Genomic DNA, 19815 nt, shown 5'->3' with positions numbered 1-19815 from the left:
AAGGAGAATGGAAAAATGACAATTACAGTAGCAGGAGAGAAAAAGGAATACAAGGATGGACTTACACTTCCTGAGCTTATTGAAGCAGAAAATGTAGAGACACCAGAGTATGTAACAGTATCTATTAATGATGAGTTTATTCTTACAGAGAATAAAGCTACAACAGTTTTAAATGAAGGTGATTCAGTAGAGTTCCTTTACTTCATGGGAGGTGGACAGTAATGGCTATGACAGATCAGCAGATTGAACGCTATAGCCGTCACATCATTCTTAAGGAGGTAGGAGCTAAGGGACAGAAGAAGCTTCTTAACGCAAAGGTCCTTATCATTGGTGCTGGCGGACTTGGTGCTCCAGCAGCTATGTATTTGGCAGCAGCAGGCGTTGGTACAATTGGTATCGTAGATGCGGATGAGGTTGATTTATCAAATCTTCAGCGTCAAATAATTCATGCTACAGCGGACATTGGAAAACCTAAGGTTAAGTCTGCTAAAGAGACAATGAATGCAATGAATCCAGATGTGGAGGTAAAGACTTACCACAAGTTTGTGGATTCTACAAATATAAGAGAGATAATTCGTGAATACGATTTTGTAATTGATGGAACAGATAATTTCCCAGCTAAGTTCCTTATCAATGATGCATGCGTAATGGAGAAGAAACCATTTTCTCACGCTGGTATCATTCGCTTCAAGGGGCAGCTTATGACTTATGTTCCTGGGGAAGGTCCATGCTACAGATGCGTATTTAAGAACCCACCACCAAAGGATGCAGTGCCTACATGTAAGCAGGCTGGTGTAATCGGTGCAATGGGTGGTGTTATCGGTTCACTTCAGGCAATGGAGGCTATTAAGTACATTGTAGGAGTTGGTGAGCTTCTCACAGGAAAGCTTCTTACATATGATGCAGTAAATCAGGAATTCAGAAAAATTAAGCTTCCACACGACACCAGCACATGTCCAGTATGTGGCAAGAATCCTACAATCACAGAGCTTATTGATTATGAGCAGGAGGTTTGTGAGGAAACTGCAGGACGCTTTGAGGCAGCAAGATGATAATAAGAATTGACTACAAATTATACGATGAGCTGGCAGCCTATGCCAGAGAACATCTTCCAGAGGAGGCCTGCGGTCTTATCGCAGGCACCGAGGAGGATGGTGAAAGACTAATCAAAAAAGTATATTTTTTGGAAAATATTGATCATGCTAATGATCACTTTACTCTTGATCCAAGAGAGCAGATGGAGGCAATAAAGGACATGCGCTCATTAGGTTTAAAGCCTCTAGGAAACTGGCATTCTCATCCTGAGTCGCCATCAAGACCATCTGTTGAAGACATCAAATTAGCTTTTGATTCAAAGGCAAGTTATATGATATTATCATTGATGTCTAAAGAAGCTGTTTTTAACAGCTTTCACATTGAAAATGGCGAAGTGACAAAAGAGGATTTGAGAATCATTTCGGAAGAATATTATTATTAATTGCCATAGGAGATTTCATGAAAATTAGAGTAGGAACCCGAGGTTCAAAGCTGGCTTTAGCTCAGACAAATTATGTAGTGGACAGGCTTAAGGCAGCTTTCCCTGAAAATGAATATGAAATAGAGGTTATTACTACTAAAGGCGACATCGATTTATCAAAGCCCTTGGATGCAATTGGTTCCAAGGGACTTTTTGTAGACGAAATCGAGAATGCTTTACTAGAGGGAAAGATACAGATGGCGGTACATTCCATGAAGGATATGCCAGATACTCCTAAGGAAGGATTGGTATTTGCTGACGCATGGACTAGAGAGGATGCCAGAGATGTATTGATTCTTAGAACGGCTTCATCTTTGGAGGAGCTTCCACTTGGGGCAAATATTGCCACAGGAAGTAAGAGACGCTCATACCAGCTTTTAAAGCTAAGGCCTGATATTAATATTTTTCCAATAAGAGGAAATATAGATTCGCGAATCAGAAAGCTTTATGAAGAAAATCCCTGTAAGGAGAGACTTGATGGAATTATCCTTGCTGCAGCCGGTGTGAGAAGACTTGGTTTGGAAGGAAACATTTCTCAGTATCTAGATGTGGAGGATATGATTCCAGCTCCTGCACAGGGTACACTTGCTATCGAGATAGCAGAGGATAATACTGAGCTTTTGAATATCGTAAATGCATTAGCAAATGAAGAAACAAAAGAGATTACATTTTTGGAGAGAGGCTTTTTAAAAGCTATTGGTGGAGATTGTCATTTGCCGGTGGGAGCATATGCTTCAAAGACTGAAGAAGGATATACTCTTAGAGCTTTATTTGGTGATGAATCGGGAAGCAAGCTTGCTACTACAGTGGTAAGGGGCAAAGATGCCAACCAGGAATTGATAGATAAAGCTGTTGCTGAAATAAAGGCACAGCTAGGTGAATAATGTAATGAATAAATACGGAAGAGTAGCATTAATTGGAGCAGGTCCAGGAGATTTGGATCTGCTCACTTTAAAAGGAAAAGAATATTTAAGAAAAGCTGATTGTATTGTATATGACAGATTATGCAACAAGAAGATGTTGGAACTGGCCAGCTCAGACTGTGAAATGATTTTTGTTGGCAAGGCTAATCATCATCACACACTGACTCAGGATAAAATCAACGAGCTTTTATATGAAAAGGCTAAGGAGTATGACTTTGTAGTTCGACTAAAGGGTGGTGATCCTTATGTATTTGGTCGAGGTGGAGAAGAGGCTCTTTATTTAAAGGAAAGAGATATTCCTGTGGAGATAGTGCCAGGAGTCAGCTCATCTATTGCTGCACTTGCAGATGCTGGTATTCCTATTACACATAGAGGATTGGCTAAGGGATTTCAGGTTATCACAGCCCACAGTCGAAAGGATGAGCCTACTAACATCGATTTTACCCAGCTTATGGATGAAGATGTCACACTTGTTTTCCTTATGGGACTTGCTCATGTGGGAGAGATAGCAAGGGGCTTGATTAATGCTGGAAGAGCAGCTGATACAAAGGTTGCTGTTGTTTCAAATGGAACCACAAATCACCAGCGCAAGGTAGTGGGAACACTTTCAAATATAGAAAGTCTTGTTAATGAAGCAGGCCTTGAATCACCATCAATTATTGTGGTTGGAAAAGTAGTAGGGCTTGCAGCTGATTTAGACTTCTTTGAGAAACGTCCTTTCTTTGGTAAGAGATTTTTCCTTCCAAAGATTCAAAGCTTTAATTATAAACTTGAAACAGGGATTACAGAGATTTTATACAACGAGCTTGAAGAAAGACTTGAGAAAGATGGTGCTGAGGTTGTTACAGTTGTCACAGGTAAGATTAAGCCAGTTGAGTGTGATTTAGGATTTTTGGAATTAGCCACTACGGGAGACTATATCGTATTTACCAGTGGTAATGGAGTCCGCTCTTTCTTCTGGAATCTTTTTGAAAAGCAGGGAAGAGATATTAGGGCGGTATCAAACTTTAGATTTGCTGTTGTAGGAGAAAAGACAGCAGCTATATTACGAGAGTTTGGCATTGTAGCTGATTTAATTCCTGAAAAGCAGACAGGTGCAGAACTTGCAGAATTACTTAAGAAAAATGTTAGCGAAGGTGTTGCTATAAACTGGCTTTGTGGAAAAGTCCAGTCACCAGAATTTGAAAAGACTCTTGGAAGTGACTATGCCTTGAATAAAATAGTCTGCTATGAGAATGTACAAAATGAGCTTACAATTTCTGATGAGCTTAAGGAAGAAATTCGTAAATGCGATGGAGCTATCTTTACAAGTGGAAGCAATGCAAAGGCAGTGGCAGGGATAACTTTACCTGACAAGGTATTCTCTATCGGACCAAGCTGTACAGCTGTTTTAAAAGGTCAGGGCGTGAATGAGGTAACGGAGGCTGTGGATGCTTCTTATGATGGAATAATAAATATATTGAGGTACTAATATGGCATATTTCCCAATGTTCATAGATTTAACAGACAGTGACTGCCTAATCATCGGCGGCGGACAGGTGGCATACAGAAAGGTGAAAGTCCTTTTGGATTTTGATGCCAGAGTCACTGTTATTGCCAGGGAAGTATCTTCAAAGATTAGAGAAATCGCTGGTAAGAATAATAATTTACAAATAGAAGAGCGTCAGTTTGAAGACTCTGATTTAAAGGGGAGAAAGCTTGTTGTAGTCGCTACAGATGACAATGATTTTAACAGTTTTGTATCTGAAAAATGCAATGAGGCCAACATCCCAGTAAACGTTGTTGACGATCAGGAAAAATGTTCCTTTATTTTTTCATCATATGTGAAAGAGGGGGACCTTGTAGGAGCATTTTCCAGTAGTGGAAAGAGTCCAGTACTCACCCAGTTTCTACGAGATAAGGAGAAAGAAGTCCTTACGCCTAAGCTTGGAGAAATAAATGATCTTATGGGTCAGTGGAGAGCACAGGTAATAGACGTACTTCCTAATGAAGCTGAAAGAAAAGAAGTTTTTCAAAGCATCCTTAAATATTCTTTGGATAATGATAATTTACCTACAGAAGAAGAGATAAAAGAAATTATAAAGGAAAGAAAAGATAGTCCTACTATTCCATTTGAAGATGTTGTAAAAGAAAGCGGTTTCACCATGGATGAATTAGAAGCAATAATGGACGAGGTGGAAATTGAGTAGTTCATCCTAATGGTTATGGAAAGCCATTAGGGAATACCGCTAGAGATGATAACTATTGCTATGAAATAGCTGGAGGAGCTTCTTGGTTCCACAATGAATGTAAATACAGACCCAACTGAGTTGGCTAAGAAGATTGTGGCTGACATGAAAGAGAAGAGAAAGCAGCTTGGATGGGACTAATAGAACTGAGCTTGGCTAATGGCCAAGCTCTTTTTATAAAAATGGCTTTTAGAGCAGTGCATATGAATTGAAAATCCGCCACCACTGCCACTGGGACAGTGCAAACGAAATAAAAAACCGCCGCCACTGCTTGTAGAGCAGTGGAAATCAATCGAGAATCTTCCACCACTGCTTCTGGGGCAGTGCAAATGAAATAAAAACCCGCCAATACTGCCTCTGGGGCAGTGCAAATGAAATAAAATCACACCGTCACTGCCTCAAAGGCAGTGCAACTCAATTAATATACAGCCAATACTGCTCCTAGGATAGTGTTTATCAATTATTCCCCAAATTTTGATAAGAAAAGAGCTGTGCTATTCTAGAACGGAATGGCAAAACTCTTTTTATGAATGTCCAAAGGTCATATTTTACTTCCAAATATACTAGCCTTCTTGTTATACTTCTAATTGGAGTTTTAAATAGTAAGGAGGTACAGATATGGCTTGTTTTACAGTGCCAGCTGGCGAGGCTGTAGTTACAACTATAGTTAAGAAAGTAATTGATAAGAAAGAGATTAAGGAAGGAACTTTGACACCTAAGAATGGTATTCCATTTTCGCGTAAGTTAAAGTGGCTTACAAACCTTCTCTGGGGTGGTTCAGTTCTTTTAGCATACGAGCATGTATGGCATGGAGAGGTAAAGCCTTTCTTCCCATTCCTTACAGCTATGGAAAACCCAGCAGACAAGGCAGAGATGCTTCATGAGATGGGTACAGTAGGTGTTGGTATGGCAGTATTAGTTACTGCGGTTTGGGTTGGAATTTGCGTAGCTGCTGACGTTATTGTTAAGCGTCCAGTTTCAAACGCAAAGGCTTCAAACTAGGAGGTGCGCCATGACATTATTGTTGACAGTATTCGCTGCAATTGTAACAACTATTCTCTGGTACAACAGAAAGAATAATGACATGCAGCTTCATGTTTTGATGTTTATGTTCTGGGGAGCATCACTTATGTGGTTTGTAGATGCTATTGCAGAGTACACAGAGCTTGGTGCAGATTATTTTGCACCTGCAGTAGAGGATATGATTAATGATAGCTTCCTCGGATTTTCTGTTATTGCATTTGCACTTATCATTTGGGTAGTGTATTTGCTTATCAAGGACCCAAAGGGTGTAGTTAGAAAGTCTATTTCATAGTATAAATTGGCTCAGGGTATTTAGCTCTGAGCTTTTAATTTGTGTTTAAAATGTGAAGTTTTTGTGAAACATATACAAAATAGCCAAACTTAAATTAACGAAAACGTCGAAATTGTATATGAGGTATTTACAAAAACAGGAATTAACTGTAAAGTATTTCTTGTAAACAAAACAAGTTCGGATTGTTACTGCAAGGCAGGCAAGACTGAATCGCCCAATTTATTTATAATCATTCGTGATTATGGTATTATCTTATTCGAGATGATACATGTGTGAGGGGCTGATTCGGTCATTTTTTTTATTTTAAAATTGTAGAGAGAACCATCAGGAATGAAGATTAAAAAGATTTTAAATAATAATGCGGCCTTGGCGATTGATGACAAGGGAAACGAAATAGTTTATACAGGCTGTGGTCTTTGCTTTCAAAAGAAGAGCGGAGATCAGTTGGACGAAAGTAAAATAGAAAAAACTTTCGTTATGGAAAAGTCAAGTGAGCAGTTTATGAAGCTGGTATCTGAAATGCCATATGAGCAGATTCAGGTGGCTGATGAAATTATCACCTATGCTTCTAATAACCTTGGTAAGCGACTTTGCAATAATATATATATCACTCTTACAGATCACCTTGGCTTTGCTATTGAGCGAAGCAAAACAGGGACAGTTCTTAAGAATAAGCTTCTTTGGGAGATTAAGAACTACTACAAGACAGAGTATTGCATGGGCTTACATGCACTTGATATTATCAAGGATAAGCTGGGAGTTGTTCTTCCAGAGGATGAGGCAGGGTTCTTTGCGCTGCACATCGTAAATGCGGAGTTAGATGGTAACATGCATCACACCATGGAAGCTCCAGAAATTATTGATGATATAGTTAGCATCGTTAAATTCACATATAACTCAGAGTTAGATGAAGGAACTTTCTCATATGAAAGATTCATCACTCATCTGAAATACTTTTTACAGAGAGCAGAGCGTAGTGCTTACTACGAGCCTCAGGACGAAGAGTTATATGAAAGTATAAAAAGAAGATTTCCAGATGCTTACAAATGCGCACAGCGCATTAAAAGCTATATGGAAGCAAAATATCCACAGGAGATTACAGACGAAGAGATGTTATATCTCACAGTTCATATCTCTAGAATAACAGAAAGAGCAAAAGCTTAGGATAGTTACGGCGTCAGAGTCGGCTAAACCTGTACGTTAGTTATAGAAGTATGTCTATACGTAGATACTATAACTAGGTGCAGGTTTTTTTATTGGAATTTGACAGACCAGTGCGCAGGGTCTGAAGAAGATAAATATATTATAGGGATAAAAAGAGAGGAAAATTAAAATGGCAAGCAAGTATGATGGCTTAGCTCGCATTATCATCCAGAATGTTGGTGGTAAGAGCAATATTAAAAGTATTACACATTGTATAACAAGACTTAGATTTAAGCTTAAGGATGAAAGCAAAGCAAACACAGATATCCTTAAGAACACAGATGGAATCGTAACAGTTATCCAGTCTGGTGGACAGTATCAGGTAGTTATTGGAAATCATGTGCCTGATGTATACGACGTAGTATGTGAGCATGCAGGTATCTCAGGAGCAGCTCCTGTTTCAGATGACGGCCCAGCTGAGAAGATGAGCCCTGGTGCAGCTCTTATTGATATTATTTCTGGTGTATTCCAGCCACTTCTTTCAGTATTATGTGCAGCTGGTATCATCAAAGGTTTACTTGCAGTTTGGTCATTCGTGGCTAGCAGCTCATTCGGTATTGATGTAACAACAAGCGGTGCTTATGAAATCTGGAACGCAGTTGGTGATGGTTTCTTCTATTTCTTACCAATCATCTTAGGTTACACAGCAGCTAAGAAATTCAAGTGTAGCGAATTCATTGGTATGGCACTTGGTGTAGGTCTTACATATCCAAACATGGTTGCTCTTAAGAGCGCTGAGGTTCTTGGAACAGTATTTGCTGGAACATCATTCAGCATGGATTACATGACAGACTGGTTTGGAATTCCAGTAATCATGCCAGCTTCTGGTTATACACAGTCAGTTGTACCAGTTGTTTTAGCTGTTTACATTGCAGCAAAGCTTGAGAAGTTCTTCAAGAAGCACATTCCAGATGTAATCAAGACATTCATCGTTCCACTTTGCGTTCTTGGAATTATGATGCCACTTACATATCTTGTAATTGGACCAGTTGCTACAGTAGTTTGTAATTTACTTACACTTATCTTCGGCGGATTATATAACATTCCAGTTATTGGTGGAATTATCGCTGGTGCACTTATTGGTGCTATGTGGCAGGTACTTGTTATCTTCGGTTTACATTGGGGTCTTGTTCCACTTGCAATGATTAACTATGGTTCACTTGGTTATGACTTCATTCTTTCACCATACTTCTGCGTATCATTTGCACAGTCAGCAGTAGTACTTGGTATGATTCTTAAGACAAAGGATCAGAAGCTTAAGGATATCGCTATCCCAGCATTTATTTCAGGATTATTCGGTGTAACTGAGCCATGTATCTATGGTATTACACTTCCAAAGAAGACACCATTCGTTATCTCATGTATCGGTGGTGCAGCAGGTGGTATCATCACAGCAGTAGCAGGTGTTAAGTCTTACACAATGGGTGGTCTTGGTTTATTCGGACTTCCATGCTACATTGATCCAAACACAAACAGCCTTTACAGCATGATTTGGGTAATCATCTCAATTCTTGTTGCAGTAGCAGTTTCATTTACACTTACAATGATTATGTACAAGGACGAGGCTCCAGCAGCTAAGAAGACAGTAGTTTCTGATGCTTCAGGAAACGGTGAAGTTCTTGTAGCTCCAGTAAAGGGCGAGGTTAAGCCTTTAACAGAAGTTTCTGATGCAGCATTTTCTTCAGAGGCAATGGGCAAGGGTATTGCAATCGTTCCAGTAGAAGGCAAGGTATATGCTCCAGCTGATGGAACAATCACAGCTTTCTTCGCAACAGGTCACGCTATCGGTATTACTACAGACAAGGGTGCAGAAGTTATTATCCACGTAGGTATGGACACAGTTCAGCTTGAGGGCAAGGGATTCAATCCTGTAGCTAAGCAGGGTGACAAGGTTAAGAGAGGAGATCTTCTTCTTGAGTTCGATCTCGACTTCATCAAGGAGGCTGGTTACTCTACAGAGACACCTATCGTAATCACAAACTCAGGTAAGTATGCAGATATCATTCCTACAGATTCAGTATCAGTAGAGAGTGGTAATGAGTTAATCACATTACTTTAATATAATCAGGTGGGGCTTTAGGGCCCCACTAATAAATAAGATATACGCAATGAAAGAGAGGCAATAATAATGGGAACATTTAGAGAAGATTTCTTATGGGGAGGCGCAGTTGCCGCAAACCAGTTTGAGGGAGCATGGAATGTAGATGGTAAGGGTGCATCAGTATCAGATATGTGCACAAATGGTAGTCATACAACCCCAAAGAGAATTACAACTACTATTGAGCCAGATACACTTTATCCTTCACACGAGGCAATTGATTTCTATCATCACTATGAGGAAGATATCGCACTCTTTGCAGAGATGGGATTTAAGGTATTCCGTACATCTATCAACTGGACAAGAATCTTCCCTACAGGAATGGAGTCTGAGCCAAACGAGGCAGGTCTTGCATTCTATGACAAGGTGTTTGATTGCTGCAAGAAGCACGGTATTGAGCCACTTGTTACAATTTCACATTATGAGCTTCCATATGCCCTTGTAGAAAAATATAATGGTTGGGAAGGCCGCGAGCTTATCGAGTACTTTATGAATTACTGCAAGGCAATCTTTGCAAGATATCAGGGCAAAGTAAAATATTGGCTCACATTCAACGAAATCAACGCTGGTACAATGCCAATGGGAGCTGTTTTATCTACAGGAACAGTAAAGGGCTACACAGGACCTGTAACAGAGGTTCCAAATAAGCCACAGGAGAGATTCCAGGCTCTTCATCATCAGTTCGTTGCTTCAGCACTTGCTGTAAAATATGCTCATGACAATTACCCAGAGTACAAGATGGGAAATATGATTTGCTTTGTAACATCATATCCAGCTACTTGTAACCCAGCAGATATTATTGCAAATCAGGAGCATATGCGTGAGGTTAACTGGTATTGTTCAGACGTTCAGGTTCGCGGTGAATACCCATCATACTCTAAGAGTCTTTGGGATAGACTTGGTGTTACTATCAAGATGGAGCCAGGGGATGAGGAGATTTTAAGACAGGGAACTGTTGATTTCTATACTTTCAGCTACTACATGTCTAACACAATTAGTGGAAATCCTGATGCCAACGAGGGTGAAGGAAACCTTATCATGGGTGGAAAGAATCCATACCTTGAGTCATCTGACTGGGGATGGCAGATTGATCCACAGGGACTTAGATATGTACTTAATGAGATTTATGACAGATATCGTATTCCACTTATGGTTGTTGAGAATGGACTTGGCGCAAGAGACGAAATCGAAGCTGATGGTTCAATCAATGACGATTACAGAATCGACTATCTTAGAAAGCACATCTCAGAGATGAGAGAAGCTGTAAAGGATGGTGTAGATCTTATGGGTTATACACCATGGGGATGCATTGACCTTGTTAGTGCATCAACAGGTGAGATGGCAAAACGTTATGGTTTCATCTATGTAGAGAAGTATGATGATGGAACAGGAACACTTGCTAGAAGAAAGAAGAAATCTTTCGATTGGTATAAGCAGGTTATCGCTTCAAATGGTGAGAATTTATAATATATAAAATTAGGACTGGCACATAGGTGTCAGTCCTTTTTGTGTTAGGGATATTTATCTTTTTATCTTACCGCTACTGGTTTTCTCAAGAGGCTGATTTAAAAGATTTTTCTTATAGATTCTTTTATATATAGGAAGCTTAGTATTTAATTCAGCTATATATTCTAAGATAGCCTCTGAATTAGATTCGTCTGCAAATATATCAACGGCGATTCTGTCGTTTTCCGCATATACTTTACATTCAGTAATGAAATCGCATTTATAAAGCTCTTTTTCAAGCTCCTCAGGGCTGACATTTTCTCCACCTGAAAGGATAATAAGATTTTTCTTACGTCCGGTGATATAGATGTAGCCATCCTCATCCACATAGCCAAGATCTCCAGTGTGAAGAACGCCATTGATTAATGTAGCTGCGGTTTCTGACGGATTTTTGTGATATCCTTGCATGATTCCAGGACCCTCAGCACAAATCTCATCATCAATGATAGAAACCTTTACATTAGGGTCTGCCATACCTACTGATTTTAGATGATTCTTACAATCAAAGTTACATGAAATATTACCGCAGGATTCGGACATGCCATAGTATTGTCCATAACCTATTCCATTTTCCATTAGAAGCTCCACAGTATTAATATCCACAGGGGCACCTGCTGATACAAGAAGCTTTGCACCACCAAGTCGCTCAAGATGACCTCGGGCAACAGACTTTTTGAAAAGATTTAAGGTGGCTGGTGTTACGACAGCACTGTCTATCTGTTCGTTTTCTAAATCCATAAGAATATTACCAGGATTTATGCTGAGATATGTAGCGCAGCCCTTTTCAAAATGTGTAATCCATCCGTTTATTCCACCGATGTGAAAATAAGGGAAGTTGGTATAAACCTTTAGTCCTTCCAAATTATCAAAAGGTGCATTATCGTCATACATAGCCTTTTCAAAGCCGAAAAGATTTGCGACTGAAAGAACAACACCCTTTGGTCGTCCGGTAGTTCCAGAAGTGTAAACGATAAGAGAAGTAGCTTCTTTTTCCTCCTCAGTGAAATCCGTTAAAGCTACAGCTCCACCATTTTCTTTGAGAAGCTTATCCTTATTGACAAGCTTAATATTTGTAAGACCTGATAATACATCATTATCTACTACCACATAGTCTACTTCTGAATTTTCTATTTCATATTGAAGGTTATCAAGGCTTTCGCGGATATTGAGTGGAACAGCAACAGCTCTGCTGAACATGATTGCTGTAAGAAGCAAGGTGTATTCATAGGAAGAATTGCAGTAGATACCTATCTTTTTATGGGCTAAATCTGTAACTAAATTATTTAGATTATAAGCACAGCTGCTTAATTTTTTATAATAATCCTCGAAGGTGATATTGAAAGATTTGTCACCATCTAAAATTCGAAAAGCAGTATCGCTTCCATACTTTTTGATTTCATTTAAAAACTTAACCATATTAATTATGTCTCCTCATGTATTGCTTAAAATAAAAATGGTATAAAAAGTCAAACCAACTTTTTATACCATAAAGATAGTTCAAATTCAATTGCAAAAGGCCTAAGAAACCACTAAATCACTAAGTTTTTTGCCATAGAAGAAATCTCTTTCAAGCATGTAGAACTCAGTCCACATAGGAAGTGTTTTGCAGATGCTTTCTCTAGGGCATGAATAGTTTTCATCTGAGAGGCAGGCTACAGGAGAGAGGCTTCCTTCCATAAGCTCGATTATTTCGCCTACAGAGTACTCATTTGCAGGGCGAGTGAGCTGATAGCCGCCGCCTTTTCCGCTGACGCCTTTGACAAAACCGCCGTGGACAAGCTCTTTAACAATAATCTCCAAATACTTCTTTGAAATATCCTGACGCTCTGCAATGTCCTTAAGAGGAATGTATTCTTCCTGATTCTGCTGAGCTAAATCTATCATAACTCGAAGTGCGTATCTTCCTTTTGTACTAAACATTTACGTACCTCCTAATCGCTTTTTATTTACACTATTATAACGTAGGTAAATAGGTGAATCAAGAGTTAGGTTTAAATACAAAGATTATGATTTTCGATTGGGATTCTTTCTGCAGCTTGTTCGTAAGCTTTATAAAGTAACTCAAGTTTGTCGGTAGTTATATCAGGCTCGTAGCATACGTTATACTTTTTGGGAACAAAATCTAATAAAACTTCACTGGAAACAAGTAGGTTATCGCAGGATAGCTTATCAAAATCAGAGGGATTATCAATGTAGATAACACTATCAAAAGTGTTATTGGTAAATTCCTTCTTTTCTGTATTAGGTGTTTCTAGCATCACATATTGATAAGGTGCACCCTTAAATTTCTTTTCAGCGGCAGCTTTAAGTCGGTTCAGGTTAGTATTTATCTGGAAAAATAGTGAGTCATTAATGTAGCAGTCAAAAGCTAAAAGTGGTGCAAAGTTACAATCGCCTAAAGAGGCAAAGGTCTTTTTATCTAAGTCGTAGCAAATAAGTGCATCTGCCTGACCATAGTTTTCAAAGCGTGATGGGGGAATTAAAAATACATCGTAATTCTTATCTCCCATGAAGGCTGCAATTGTTTTCATGACATGCATCTGATCTGCAATCTTTAAGATGGAACTACTATCAGAAATGGCAAACCCAACCTGGCTTTTTCTCTTTGAGGCAAGAGCCTTTGCTGCCTGATTAGGAGAGTAGTTTAGAAGATTAATAACCTGTAAAACTCTTTTTCTAGTCTCATCAGATATCTTCAAATCTGTCCTTCCATTTACCACGTATGATACTGTTGCTACAGACACACCAGCTTCCCTTGCAACATCTTTTATGGTGACTTTTTTGCCTGCCATTTTTCTCCTCCGAAGAATTTTTTATTCTCTATTGACATCTAAAAATAAAAATTATACTATGAAGTTAGTTTAAACGATTAAACAAGCTATATCAAGAGCTTGTTTATATTTTTAAAATTTAATTTAAACGGTTAAATGAAACGGAGGGTTTTGCTATGAAGAAAAGAATTGTAAGTTATTTATTATTAGCATGTGTAATCGTAAATGCGGTTTCAATGACAGGTTGCGGAAGTAGCGAGGATATGACTTCAGCTGAGATAAATGCTGAGTCACAGGTGCAGGCGGATGAACACACAGTTACCTTTTATGATTCCGATGGTACTACAGTACTTGATACAGCCACAGTAGCTCATAAAGAAAAGGTAGAAAGCTTTATTCCTGAAAAAGATGGATATACCTTTGTTGGCTGGTTTGCAACACCAAAGCTTACCAGAGAGTTTGATTTTGACAGAGCTATTACTGAGGATACTCCTTTGTATGCAGGTTTTGTCAGCTATACTGAGGACACCAGAGAGTTTTATATTGTAGGTTCTGGTACTTCGGATGTCTTAAGTGAATCAGACTGGGGAAAGGTTATTGGAGAATCCCAGAAGTTCACAAAAGAAGATGTGAAAAATGAAAACGTATATACGATAACCCTTGAGCTTAATGAAGGAGATCAATTCCAGTTTGCTACAGATTCCAGCTGGTCAAATCAGAGAGGCTATGGTTATCTTGAGTCAGGAATGTTTGATGGCACTACATATTTCAAGAATTCGGGAGGCTTGGGAGATACACCTGCTGAGAAGTCGAATATCGAGGTTGCTGTTGCAGGTACATATACCTTTGTACTTACAACTTATCCTGGTGAAGATGTGTACGACGAGGAGGACCCATATTACACAGAGGAAACAAGAGAGAATTTTAACTCAAACCCATATGACAAGATTACCTGGAATTTCGTAGAATAAGGAGTTTTTAGATGAATAAGCACGCACTGTTACATATACCAGAATCGAGATATTGTTTTCCATTATCAAAGGAGGAGGTGGTCATCAGACTTAGAACTGCAAAAGAAGATGCAGAGGCTGGTCTGAAAGTAAAAATCATTTACGGCGTTAAATATGATTACCAAAAGGAAAGATTTACTGAAGAGGTTCCACTTAAATATGAGGATGAGCTTTACGCTTTTTATGAGGTGAAGCTTAATATTAACGACGTAAGATTAGTATATATTTTTGAGCTTGAAGAAAAGGGAAAGAAATATTACTTCAGTGAGGACGGTCTCACCAAGGATTACAACTACGAAGAGTGCTTTTATAATTTCTTCCAGCTGCCATACATTAATGAAAATGATGTGATGCCTATGGTGGACTGGATGCCAGAGACAGTATTCTATCAAATCTTTGTTGATAGATTCTGCGTAGGTGATGAGAACAAAGACATGTCTTACATAGATATGAAATGGGGTGATAAGCCTACACCAAAGAACCATGCAGGTGGGGATTTGAAGGGCATTATCAAGAGACTGGATTACCTTAAGGATTTAGGAATCTCAGGCATTTATCTTACACCTATATTTGAGTCAGAATCCAACCATAAATACAACATCATCAATTACAAGAAAATCGACCCACAGTTTGGTACTACAGAAGATTTGGTAAAGCTTGTAGAAGAAGCTCACAAGCGTGGAATCAAGATTGTTTTAGATGCGGTATTCAATCATTGCAGCGATAAGATGAATGAGTTTGCGGACGTGGTAAAGAAGGGAAAAGCCTCTGAGTTCTATGATTGGTTCATCATAGATGGTGACAAGCTTGATATGAAAAAGCGCAACTTTGAGTGCTTTGCCCATTGTGAGTATATGCCTAAGCTGAACACAGCGGTTCCAGCAGTGCAGCAGTTCCTTTTAGATATTGCAACATACTGGATTGATGTAGCTGATATTGATGGATGGCGACTTGATGTGGCAGATGAGGTCTCTCATGATTTCTGGCGTCAGTTTAGGAAGGCTGTTAAGGCAAAAAAGAAGGATGCAGTAATTATTGGCGAAAATTGGCATGATGCATATCCTGCACTTATGGGAGAGCAACAGGACAGCATTATGAATTACGCATATACGAAGGTATGTCTAGATTACTTTGCAAAAGGAAGATGCGATGAGAAGAAGACAGTTCAGCATTTGAATTCTATTCTTATGCGAAACATGGAGCAGGTAAATTACATGATGCTTAATTTGCTGGATAGCCACGACACATTGCGTTTCTTTACAGAAATCGGAAAAGATAAGAAAAAGCTTGAGACAGCCATAGCGTTAACCATGTTTTTCCCTGGAACACCTTGTATCTACTATGGAACGGAGATTGCTATGGAGGGTGGATATGATCCTGATTGCAGACGTTGTTTTGACTGGGATAAGAACCATTGGGATATAGAGCTTATGGATAAAATCAAGGGCTTATTGGCGCTAAAGAAAAATCCTGTTTTACAATGGGGAGATGTTTCTATAAAACATGAAGATGGTGCGATAAAGCTTGTAAGAAGTTACAATGGAAAAAATGCAATACTTACAATAAAAAGTCCTACCGTATATACGATACAGATGGATGTATAGGGGGAATAGAAAATGAAACGAAAAATAGCAATGATGCTTGTAGCGATTATGTCGCTTGGCCTGTTAAATGGATGTGGTAGTGAAGCTGAAAATTCTAGTGCAGCCAGTGAAGGTTCAACGGCAAACGGTATTTTCAGCGGAGAACTTGAAGAAAATGTTACTATTCAGGTTTTGGAAAATGACACTGCCATTTCAAAGGGATATTTTAGTCAGCTTATAGAGGCTTTTAACAAGGAATATGAGCAGTATGGAATAACAGCTGTTGATGCCAATATGGATCAGTATTTGGATTTGGCAAATGATGGTCCTTATGGTTATGGCCCAGATGTTTTGTATCAGGCAAATGACGTGATTATGCAGTATGCGCAAGGCAAACATATTTTGCCACTTCCAGTGGAGGAGTTGGATTGTTATTCTCAGATTCCAGAAACAGCATGGCAGGCCTATAAGGTTGATGTTGATGGAAGTACTTATACCTGTGGAGTACCAGTAAATGTGCAGGCTCCTATGCTTTACTACAGAAAGGATTTACTGCCTGAGGACTGGAAAGAAAATTGGGATGCAAATTCCAATGATGTGCCAGATATGATAGAGGACTGGAAGAATATGTATGATTTTTCTGTCCAGCGTCATCAGGAAAATTCAGAACAGTATGGATATATGAAGTCCTTATATGATGTGTATTTTTCTAGTGGCTTCCTGTTTTCTTATGGTGGATATATCTTTGGTGATAACAATACAAATCCAGAGGATATTGGATTTGCAGCAGGAGATTCAGAAAAGGGCGCATGGGTATTAAGCCAGCTTGCCAGCACAATGAATGAAGATTGTATTGATGATACTATAACTACTAACGCTTACAGCAAGCTTGCTGATGGTACATATTTTGCAACACTTTCTACTCCTGATACCTACTCAACCTTTTATGATGAATTGGTAAATGAATATGTAGGTCAGGGATTAGCTCAGGCAGAAGCAGAGGAGAAGGCTAAGGAGAATCTTGTTATGACAGGGCTTCCTAAGCTTCCTGAAAGTGGAAATCTTACAGAGGAAAACCCTAAGCTTGTGGATAGTAAAACAATGGGAGGCGTTAATGGATATGCCATTAGCTCTTATACAAAGTACCCAAATGCATGCTTTGCTTTCGTAAATTTTGCCACCAGCTATGAGATGATTATGCTGAGAAACGAGACTCTTGGAATAGCTCCAGCCAGAGAGGACGCAGCCTCAGAATTAGGTGGTCTTTCAAAGGATATGTTTGAAGAGCTTGATAAGGGCAATATTGTACTTATGCCATCTATCAAGGAAGTGAGTCAGATTTGGACTCCAGGTCAGACCTTCTTTACTGATTTGGCAAAGGATGCCTTTAGAAGTGAAGCTGAGAAGAAATATAAGGACTTGGATTCTATGAAAGCAGGTCTTGAGGATATGTGCAATCAGATTCATGATGCGATTTATACCTTGGAATAGAGGAAGAAATAATGTTAGAAGGATTTAAGAATTACATAGGAGTTTTCAAAAATAGTTCGTGGCGTGTAAAGCTTTCAGCTCTTCTCATGGGCAGCGGCCAGATTTTATATGGGTGCATTGCCAAGGGAATCATATTTTTGCTTTTGGAAATTGGATTTATTTCTTACATGCTTGTCAGAGGCGGTAAGGATATCGAGGGCTTCTTTACCTTAGGAACTCAGAAGGCAGATGCCTGGCTTGGAATAGCAGGCGATAATTCAGTAGTAATGCTACTGATGGGTATTTTTGCCTGGATAGTGATGGCGCTTTTTATTGGAGTTTATATCTCGAATTTAAAGGATGTTATTAATATCGAAAATACGATAATTTCAGGAAAGCGACCAAAAGGTTTTAAAGAAGAGCTAAAGGAATTAATAGATAGAAAATTCTATGTAACGGTATTGGTGTTACCTGTGATTGGAATATGTGTTTTTAATATTCTTCCAATTATATTCATGATACTTATTTCATTCACTAATTATGGTGGGAGCACTGTTCCGCCTGAGCTTGTAGATTGGGTGGGCTTCGATAACTTTAAAAAGATACTTACACTCTCAAAGTTTGCTCCTACCTTTATTAGAATACTGGGCTGGAATATTTTATGGGCAGTGGTTTCTACAACACTTAATTATTTTGCAGGAATAGGTCTGGCCCTTTTATTAAATAAAGACTGTGTAAAAGGAAAAGCATTTTTTAGAGCTTTCCCAATTCTGGCTTATGCCATCCCAGGATTTATTACTCTTTTAGCTTTTAAATTTATGTTTTCATATGGTGGTCCTGTTAATCAGCTTATTCGCTCTGTAGGAGGAGTACCAATTGGATTTTTAGATTTGGATGCAAAGTGGATAGCAAGACTGATTGGTCTTTTAGTTAATTGTTGGATAAGTGTTCCAGCTATTATGCTACTGGCAACAGGACATTTATCAAACAGAGATATGTCTTTATATGAGGCAGCCAGAATAGATGGAGCTACTTCTTTTCAGCAGTTTAAGAAGCTGACCTTACCATTTATGCTCTTTGCCACTATGCCAGTGCTTTTAGGACAGTTTATTGGAAATTTCAATAATTTTGGTATTTTCTATTTCTTGAGAGGTGGATTATATCTTGATGGATATTTCCTTGCCAGCGATACAGATTTGCTGATTAACTGGCTATACAATCTTTCAATCGACAATAATTATTACTGCATAGGAGCAGCAATAAGTTTGATAATATTCATTATCACTTCAGTGATTTCACTTGCAGTTTATGTGAACTCACCATCCTTTAAAGAGGAGGATACATTCCAATGATGAAAAAGCAGAGCTTTGGGAAGGTCTTTGATGCAGTATGGACCTATGCCCTTCTTATAGTGGTTGGATTTATATTTTTCTTTCCTTGTCTTTGGATAGTGCTGGCTTCCTTTTCAAAATCAGGAAGTATTTATTCCTTTGAAGGATTTTTCCCGACCACCTATAGCATAGATACTTTTAAGAAATTATTTACTGATACCACCATGTACAATTACCCAAGATGGTTTTTTAATACTTTATTTGTGGCAGCAGGAAGCTGTATTTTGGGCACCTTTCTTACAATACTTACAGCTTATACCATGTCCAGATTTGAGTTTAGGGCAAGAAAACCAATGATGAAAACTACCATGGTTCTTGGTATGTTTCCATCCTTTATGGGAATGACTGCGGTATACATTCTGATGACACAGTTTGGCTTAATCAATCAGATTTGGGGATTGATTTTAATCTACGCTGCTGGAGCGCCTATGGGGTATCTCACACAAAAAGGATTTTTCGATACTATTCCCAAGGCAATAGATGAGGCAGCCAAAATAGATGGAGCAAATTCAGCCCAGATATTTTGGAAGATTAATCTACCATTGTCAAAACCGATTATCGTATATACGGCATTAACTTCCTTTACCTGGCCATGGTCGGATTTTATCTTGCCTAAGCTTTTACTTAAAGAAAAGGATTTATACACCGTTGCCGTTGGTTTAATGAGTCTTGACGAAACAGAATTTTCAAGATTTGCAGCAGGAAGTGTGTTTATTGCTGTTCCTATCGTAATTTTGTATTTTGCCCTTGTTAAAAACATGGTTAATGGTATAGCAGAGGGTGCTGTTAAGGGATAGACGA

The 19815-nt window shown here is 38.8% G+C and carries 19 protein-coding genes; 16 read left to right on the top strand and 3 right to left on the bottom strand.

The window, feature by feature from the left end:
• Positions 1-15: 15 nt before the first annotated feature.
• The 11 genes from thiS to BLP54_RS08795 all read left to right on the top strand — a co-directional run bounded on the left by thiS (position 16) and on the right by BLP54_RS08795 (position 10750).
• On the top strand, positions 16-222 hold the full coding sequence (gene thiS / locus BLP54_RS08845; RefSeq protein WP_028246461.1) for a sulfur carrier protein ThiS: 207 nt from the start codon (positions 16-18) through the stop codon (positions 220-222).
• Positions 222-1052 (top strand): thiazole biosynthesis adenylyltransferase ThiF, encoded by an 831-nt coding sequence (gene thiF, locus BLP54_RS08840; protein WP_090168912.1) that lies wholly within the window; start codon positions 222-224, stop codon positions 1050-1052. The genes thiS and thiF overlap by 1 nt, the downstream gene beginning before the upstream one ends.
• Positions 1049-1477, top strand: coding sequence for a M67 family metallopeptidase (locus BLP54_RS08835; protein WP_036951630.1), 429 nt, complete (start codon positions 1049-1051; stop codon positions 1475-1477). Before thiF ends, BLP54_RS08835 begins: the two co-directional genes overlap by 4 nt.
• A 17-nt stretch (positions 1478-1494) precedes the next feature.
• Positions 1495-2400 carry a hydroxymethylbilane synthase gene (gene hemC, locus BLP54_RS08830; RefSeq protein ID WP_090168910.1) on the top strand — a complete coding sequence of 302 codons (906 nt, stop codon included), beginning with the start codon at positions 1495-1497 and terminating at the stop codon, positions 2398-2400.
• Between the two features lie 4 nt (positions 2401-2404).
• The gene (gene cobA, locus BLP54_RS08825; protein ID WP_090168908.1) at positions 2405-3910 is read left to right on the top strand and encodes a uroporphyrinogen-III C-methyltransferase; all 1506 of its coding nucleotides are present in this window, start codon (positions 2405-2407) and stop codon (positions 3908-3910) included.
• 1 nt (position 3911) lies between these two features.
• Complete coding sequence (locus tag BLP54_RS08820) at positions 3912-4628, top strand: precorrin-2 dehydrogenase/sirohydrochlorin ferrochelatase family protein (protein ID WP_090168905.1); 717 nt, start codon at positions 3912-3914, stop codon at positions 4626-4628.
• Between the two features lie 657 nt (positions 4629-5285).
• Positions 5286-5669: a hypothetical protein gene (locus tag BLP54_RS08815; RefSeq protein ID WP_090168903.1), complete on the top strand. Its 384-nt coding sequence runs from the start codon at positions 5286-5288 to the stop codon at positions 5667-5669.
• A gap of 10 nt (positions 5670-5679) precedes the next feature.
• Positions 5680-5982, top strand: coding sequence for a hypothetical protein (locus BLP54_RS08810; protein ID WP_028246473.1), 303 nt, complete (start codon positions 5680-5682; stop codon positions 5980-5982).
• A 330-nt stretch (positions 5983-6312) separates the two neighbouring features.
• The gene (licT, locus tag BLP54_RS08805; RefSeq protein WP_090168901.1) at positions 6313-7146 is read left to right on the top strand and encodes a BglG family transcription antiterminator LicT; all 834 of its coding nucleotides are present in this window, start codon (positions 6313-6315) and stop codon (positions 7144-7146) included.
• A 169-nt stretch (positions 7147-7315) separates the two neighbouring features.
• On the top strand, positions 7316-9244 hold the full coding sequence (locus tag BLP54_RS08800) for a beta-glucoside-specific PTS transporter subunit IIABC (RefSeq protein ID WP_090168899.1): 1929 nt from the start codon (positions 7316-7318) through the stop codon (positions 9242-9244).
• A gap of 69 nt (positions 9245-9313) precedes the next feature.
• Positions 9314-10750, top strand: coding sequence for a glycoside hydrolase family 1 protein (locus BLP54_RS08795; protein WP_090168898.1), 1437 nt, complete (start codon positions 9314-9316; stop codon positions 10748-10750).
• A gap of 54 nt (positions 10751-10804) precedes the next feature.
• Here the strand turns inward: BLP54_RS08795 and BLP54_RS08790 are convergent, their stop codons facing one another.
• The 3 genes from BLP54_RS08790 to BLP54_RS16085 form a co-directional block, all read right to left on the bottom strand.
• A complete protein-coding gene (locus BLP54_RS08790) occupies positions 10805-12205 on the bottom strand; it encodes a class I adenylate-forming enzyme family protein (RefSeq protein ID WP_090168896.1) in 1401 nt (466 codons plus the stop codon).
• Between the two features lie 102 nt (positions 12206-12307).
• Positions 12308-12709: an RrF2 family transcriptional regulator gene (locus tag BLP54_RS08785; RefSeq protein WP_090168895.1), complete on the bottom strand. Its 402-nt coding sequence runs from the start codon at positions 12707-12709 to the stop codon at positions 12308-12310.
• A gap of 71 nt (positions 12710-12780) precedes the next feature.
• Complete coding sequence (locus tag BLP54_RS16085) at positions 12781-13581, bottom strand: LacI family DNA-binding transcriptional regulator (protein WP_090168893.1); 801 nt, start codon at positions 13579-13581, stop codon at positions 12781-12783.
• Positions 13582-13736: 155 nt separating this feature from the next.
• Between BLP54_RS16085 and BLP54_RS08775 the strand changes: the two genes are divergently transcribed.
• The 5 genes from BLP54_RS08775 to BLP54_RS08755 are packed head-to-tail and all read left to right on the top strand — an operon-like array spanning position 13737 to position 19811.
• The gene (locus BLP54_RS08775; protein ID WP_090168891.1) at positions 13737-14531 is read left to right on the top strand and encodes an InlB B-repeat-containing protein; all 795 of its coding nucleotides are present in this window, start codon (positions 13737-13739) and stop codon (positions 14529-14531) included.
• Positions 14532-14542: 11 nt separating this feature from the next.
• Positions 14543-16174 (top strand): glycoside hydrolase family 13 protein, encoded by a 1632-nt coding sequence (locus BLP54_RS08770; protein WP_090168889.1) that lies wholly within the window; start codon positions 14543-14545, stop codon positions 16172-16174.
• A 12-nt stretch (positions 16175-16186) separates the two neighbouring features.
• Positions 16187-17644: a sugar ABC transporter substrate-binding protein gene (locus BLP54_RS08765; RefSeq protein WP_090168885.1), complete on the top strand. Its 1458-nt coding sequence runs from the start codon at positions 16187-16189 to the stop codon at positions 17642-17644.
• An 11-nt stretch (positions 17645-17655) separates the two neighbouring features.
• Positions 17656-18975: a carbohydrate ABC transporter permease gene (locus tag BLP54_RS08760; RefSeq protein ID WP_090168883.1), complete on the top strand. Its 1320-nt coding sequence runs from the start codon at positions 17656-17658 to the stop codon at positions 18973-18975.
• On the top strand, positions 18972-19811 hold the full coding sequence (locus tag BLP54_RS08755) for a sugar ABC transporter permease (RefSeq protein WP_090168881.1): 840 nt from the start codon (positions 18972-18974) through the stop codon (positions 19809-19811). Before BLP54_RS08760 ends, BLP54_RS08755 begins: the two co-directional genes overlap by 4 nt.
• Positions 19812-19815 lie beyond the last annotated feature (4 nt).

The organism is Pseudobutyrivibrio sp. 49, from assembly GCF_900100545.1.
Classification (GTDB): Bacteria; Bacillota; Clostridia; order Lachnospirales; family Lachnospiraceae; genus Pseudobutyrivibrio.
This window is presented reverse-complemented; position numbering and strand designations above follow the sequence as displayed.

Coding starts and splice junctions, on each gene's coding strand:
- thiF (WP_090168912.1), top strand. CDS start 222: ATGGCTATGACAGATCAGCAGATTGAACGCTATAGCCGTCACATCATT.
- cobA (WP_090168908.1), top strand. CDS start 2,405: ATGAATAAATACGGAAGAGTAGCATTAATTGGAGCAGGTCCAGGAGAT.
- BLP54_RS08755 (WP_090168881.1), top strand. CDS start 18,972: ATGATGAAAAAGCAGAGCTTTGGGAAGGTCTTTGATGCAGTATGGACC.
- BLP54_RS08815 (WP_090168903.1), top strand. CDS start 5,286: ATGGCTTGTTTTACAGTGCCAGCTGGCGAGGCTGTAGTTACAACTATA.
- BLP54_RS08765 (WP_090168885.1), top strand. CDS start 16,187: ATGAAACGAAAAATAGCAATGATGCTTGTAGCGATTATGTCGCTTGGC.
- BLP54_RS08800 (WP_090168899.1), top strand. CDS start 7,316: ATGGCAAGCAAGTATGATGGCTTAGCTCGCATTATCATCCAGAATGTT.
- hemC (WP_090168910.1), top strand. CDS start 1,495: ATGAAAATTAGAGTAGGAACCCGAGGTTCAAAGCTGGCTTTAGCTCAG.
- BLP54_RS08770 (WP_090168889.1), top strand. CDS start 14,543: ATGAATAAGCACGCACTGTTACATATACCAGAATCGAGATATTGTTTT.
- BLP54_RS08835 (WP_036951630.1), top strand. CDS start 1,049: ATGATAATAAGAATTGACTACAAATTATACGATGAGCTGGCAGCCTAT.
- BLP54_RS08820 (WP_090168905.1), top strand. CDS start 3,912: ATGGCATATTTCCCAATGTTCATAGATTTAACAGACAGTGACTGCCTA.
- BLP54_RS08775 (WP_090168891.1), top strand. CDS start 13,737: ATGAAGAAAAGAATTGTAAGTTATTTATTATTAGCATGTGTAATCGTA.
- BLP54_RS08795 (WP_090168898.1), top strand. CDS start 9,314: ATGGGAACATTTAGAGAAGATTTCTTATGGGGAGGCGCAGTTGCCGCA.
- BLP54_RS08760 (WP_090168883.1), top strand. CDS start 17,656: ATGTTAGAAGGATTTAAGAATTACATAGGAGTTTTCAAAAATAGTTCG.
- licT (WP_090168901.1), top strand. CDS start 6,313: ATGAAGATTAAAAAGATTTTAAATAATAATGCGGCCTTGGCGATTGAT.
- BLP54_RS08810 (WP_028246473.1), top strand. CDS start 5,680: ATGACATTATTGTTGACAGTATTCGCTGCAATTGTAACAACTATTCTC.
- BLP54_RS16085 (WP_090168893.1), bottom strand. CDS start 13,581: ATGGCAGGCAAAAAAGTCACCATAAAAGATGTTGCAAGGGAAGCTGGT.
- BLP54_RS08785 (WP_090168895.1), bottom strand. CDS start 12,709: ATGTTTAGTACAAAAGGAAGATACGCACTTCGAGTTATGATAGATTTA.
- thiS (WP_028246461.1), top strand. CDS start 16: ATGACAATTACAGTAGCAGGAGAGAAAAAGGAATACAAGGATGGACTT.
- BLP54_RS08790 (WP_090168896.1), bottom strand. CDS start 12,205: ATGGTTAAGTTTTTAAATGAAATCAAAAAGTATGGAAGCGATACTGCT.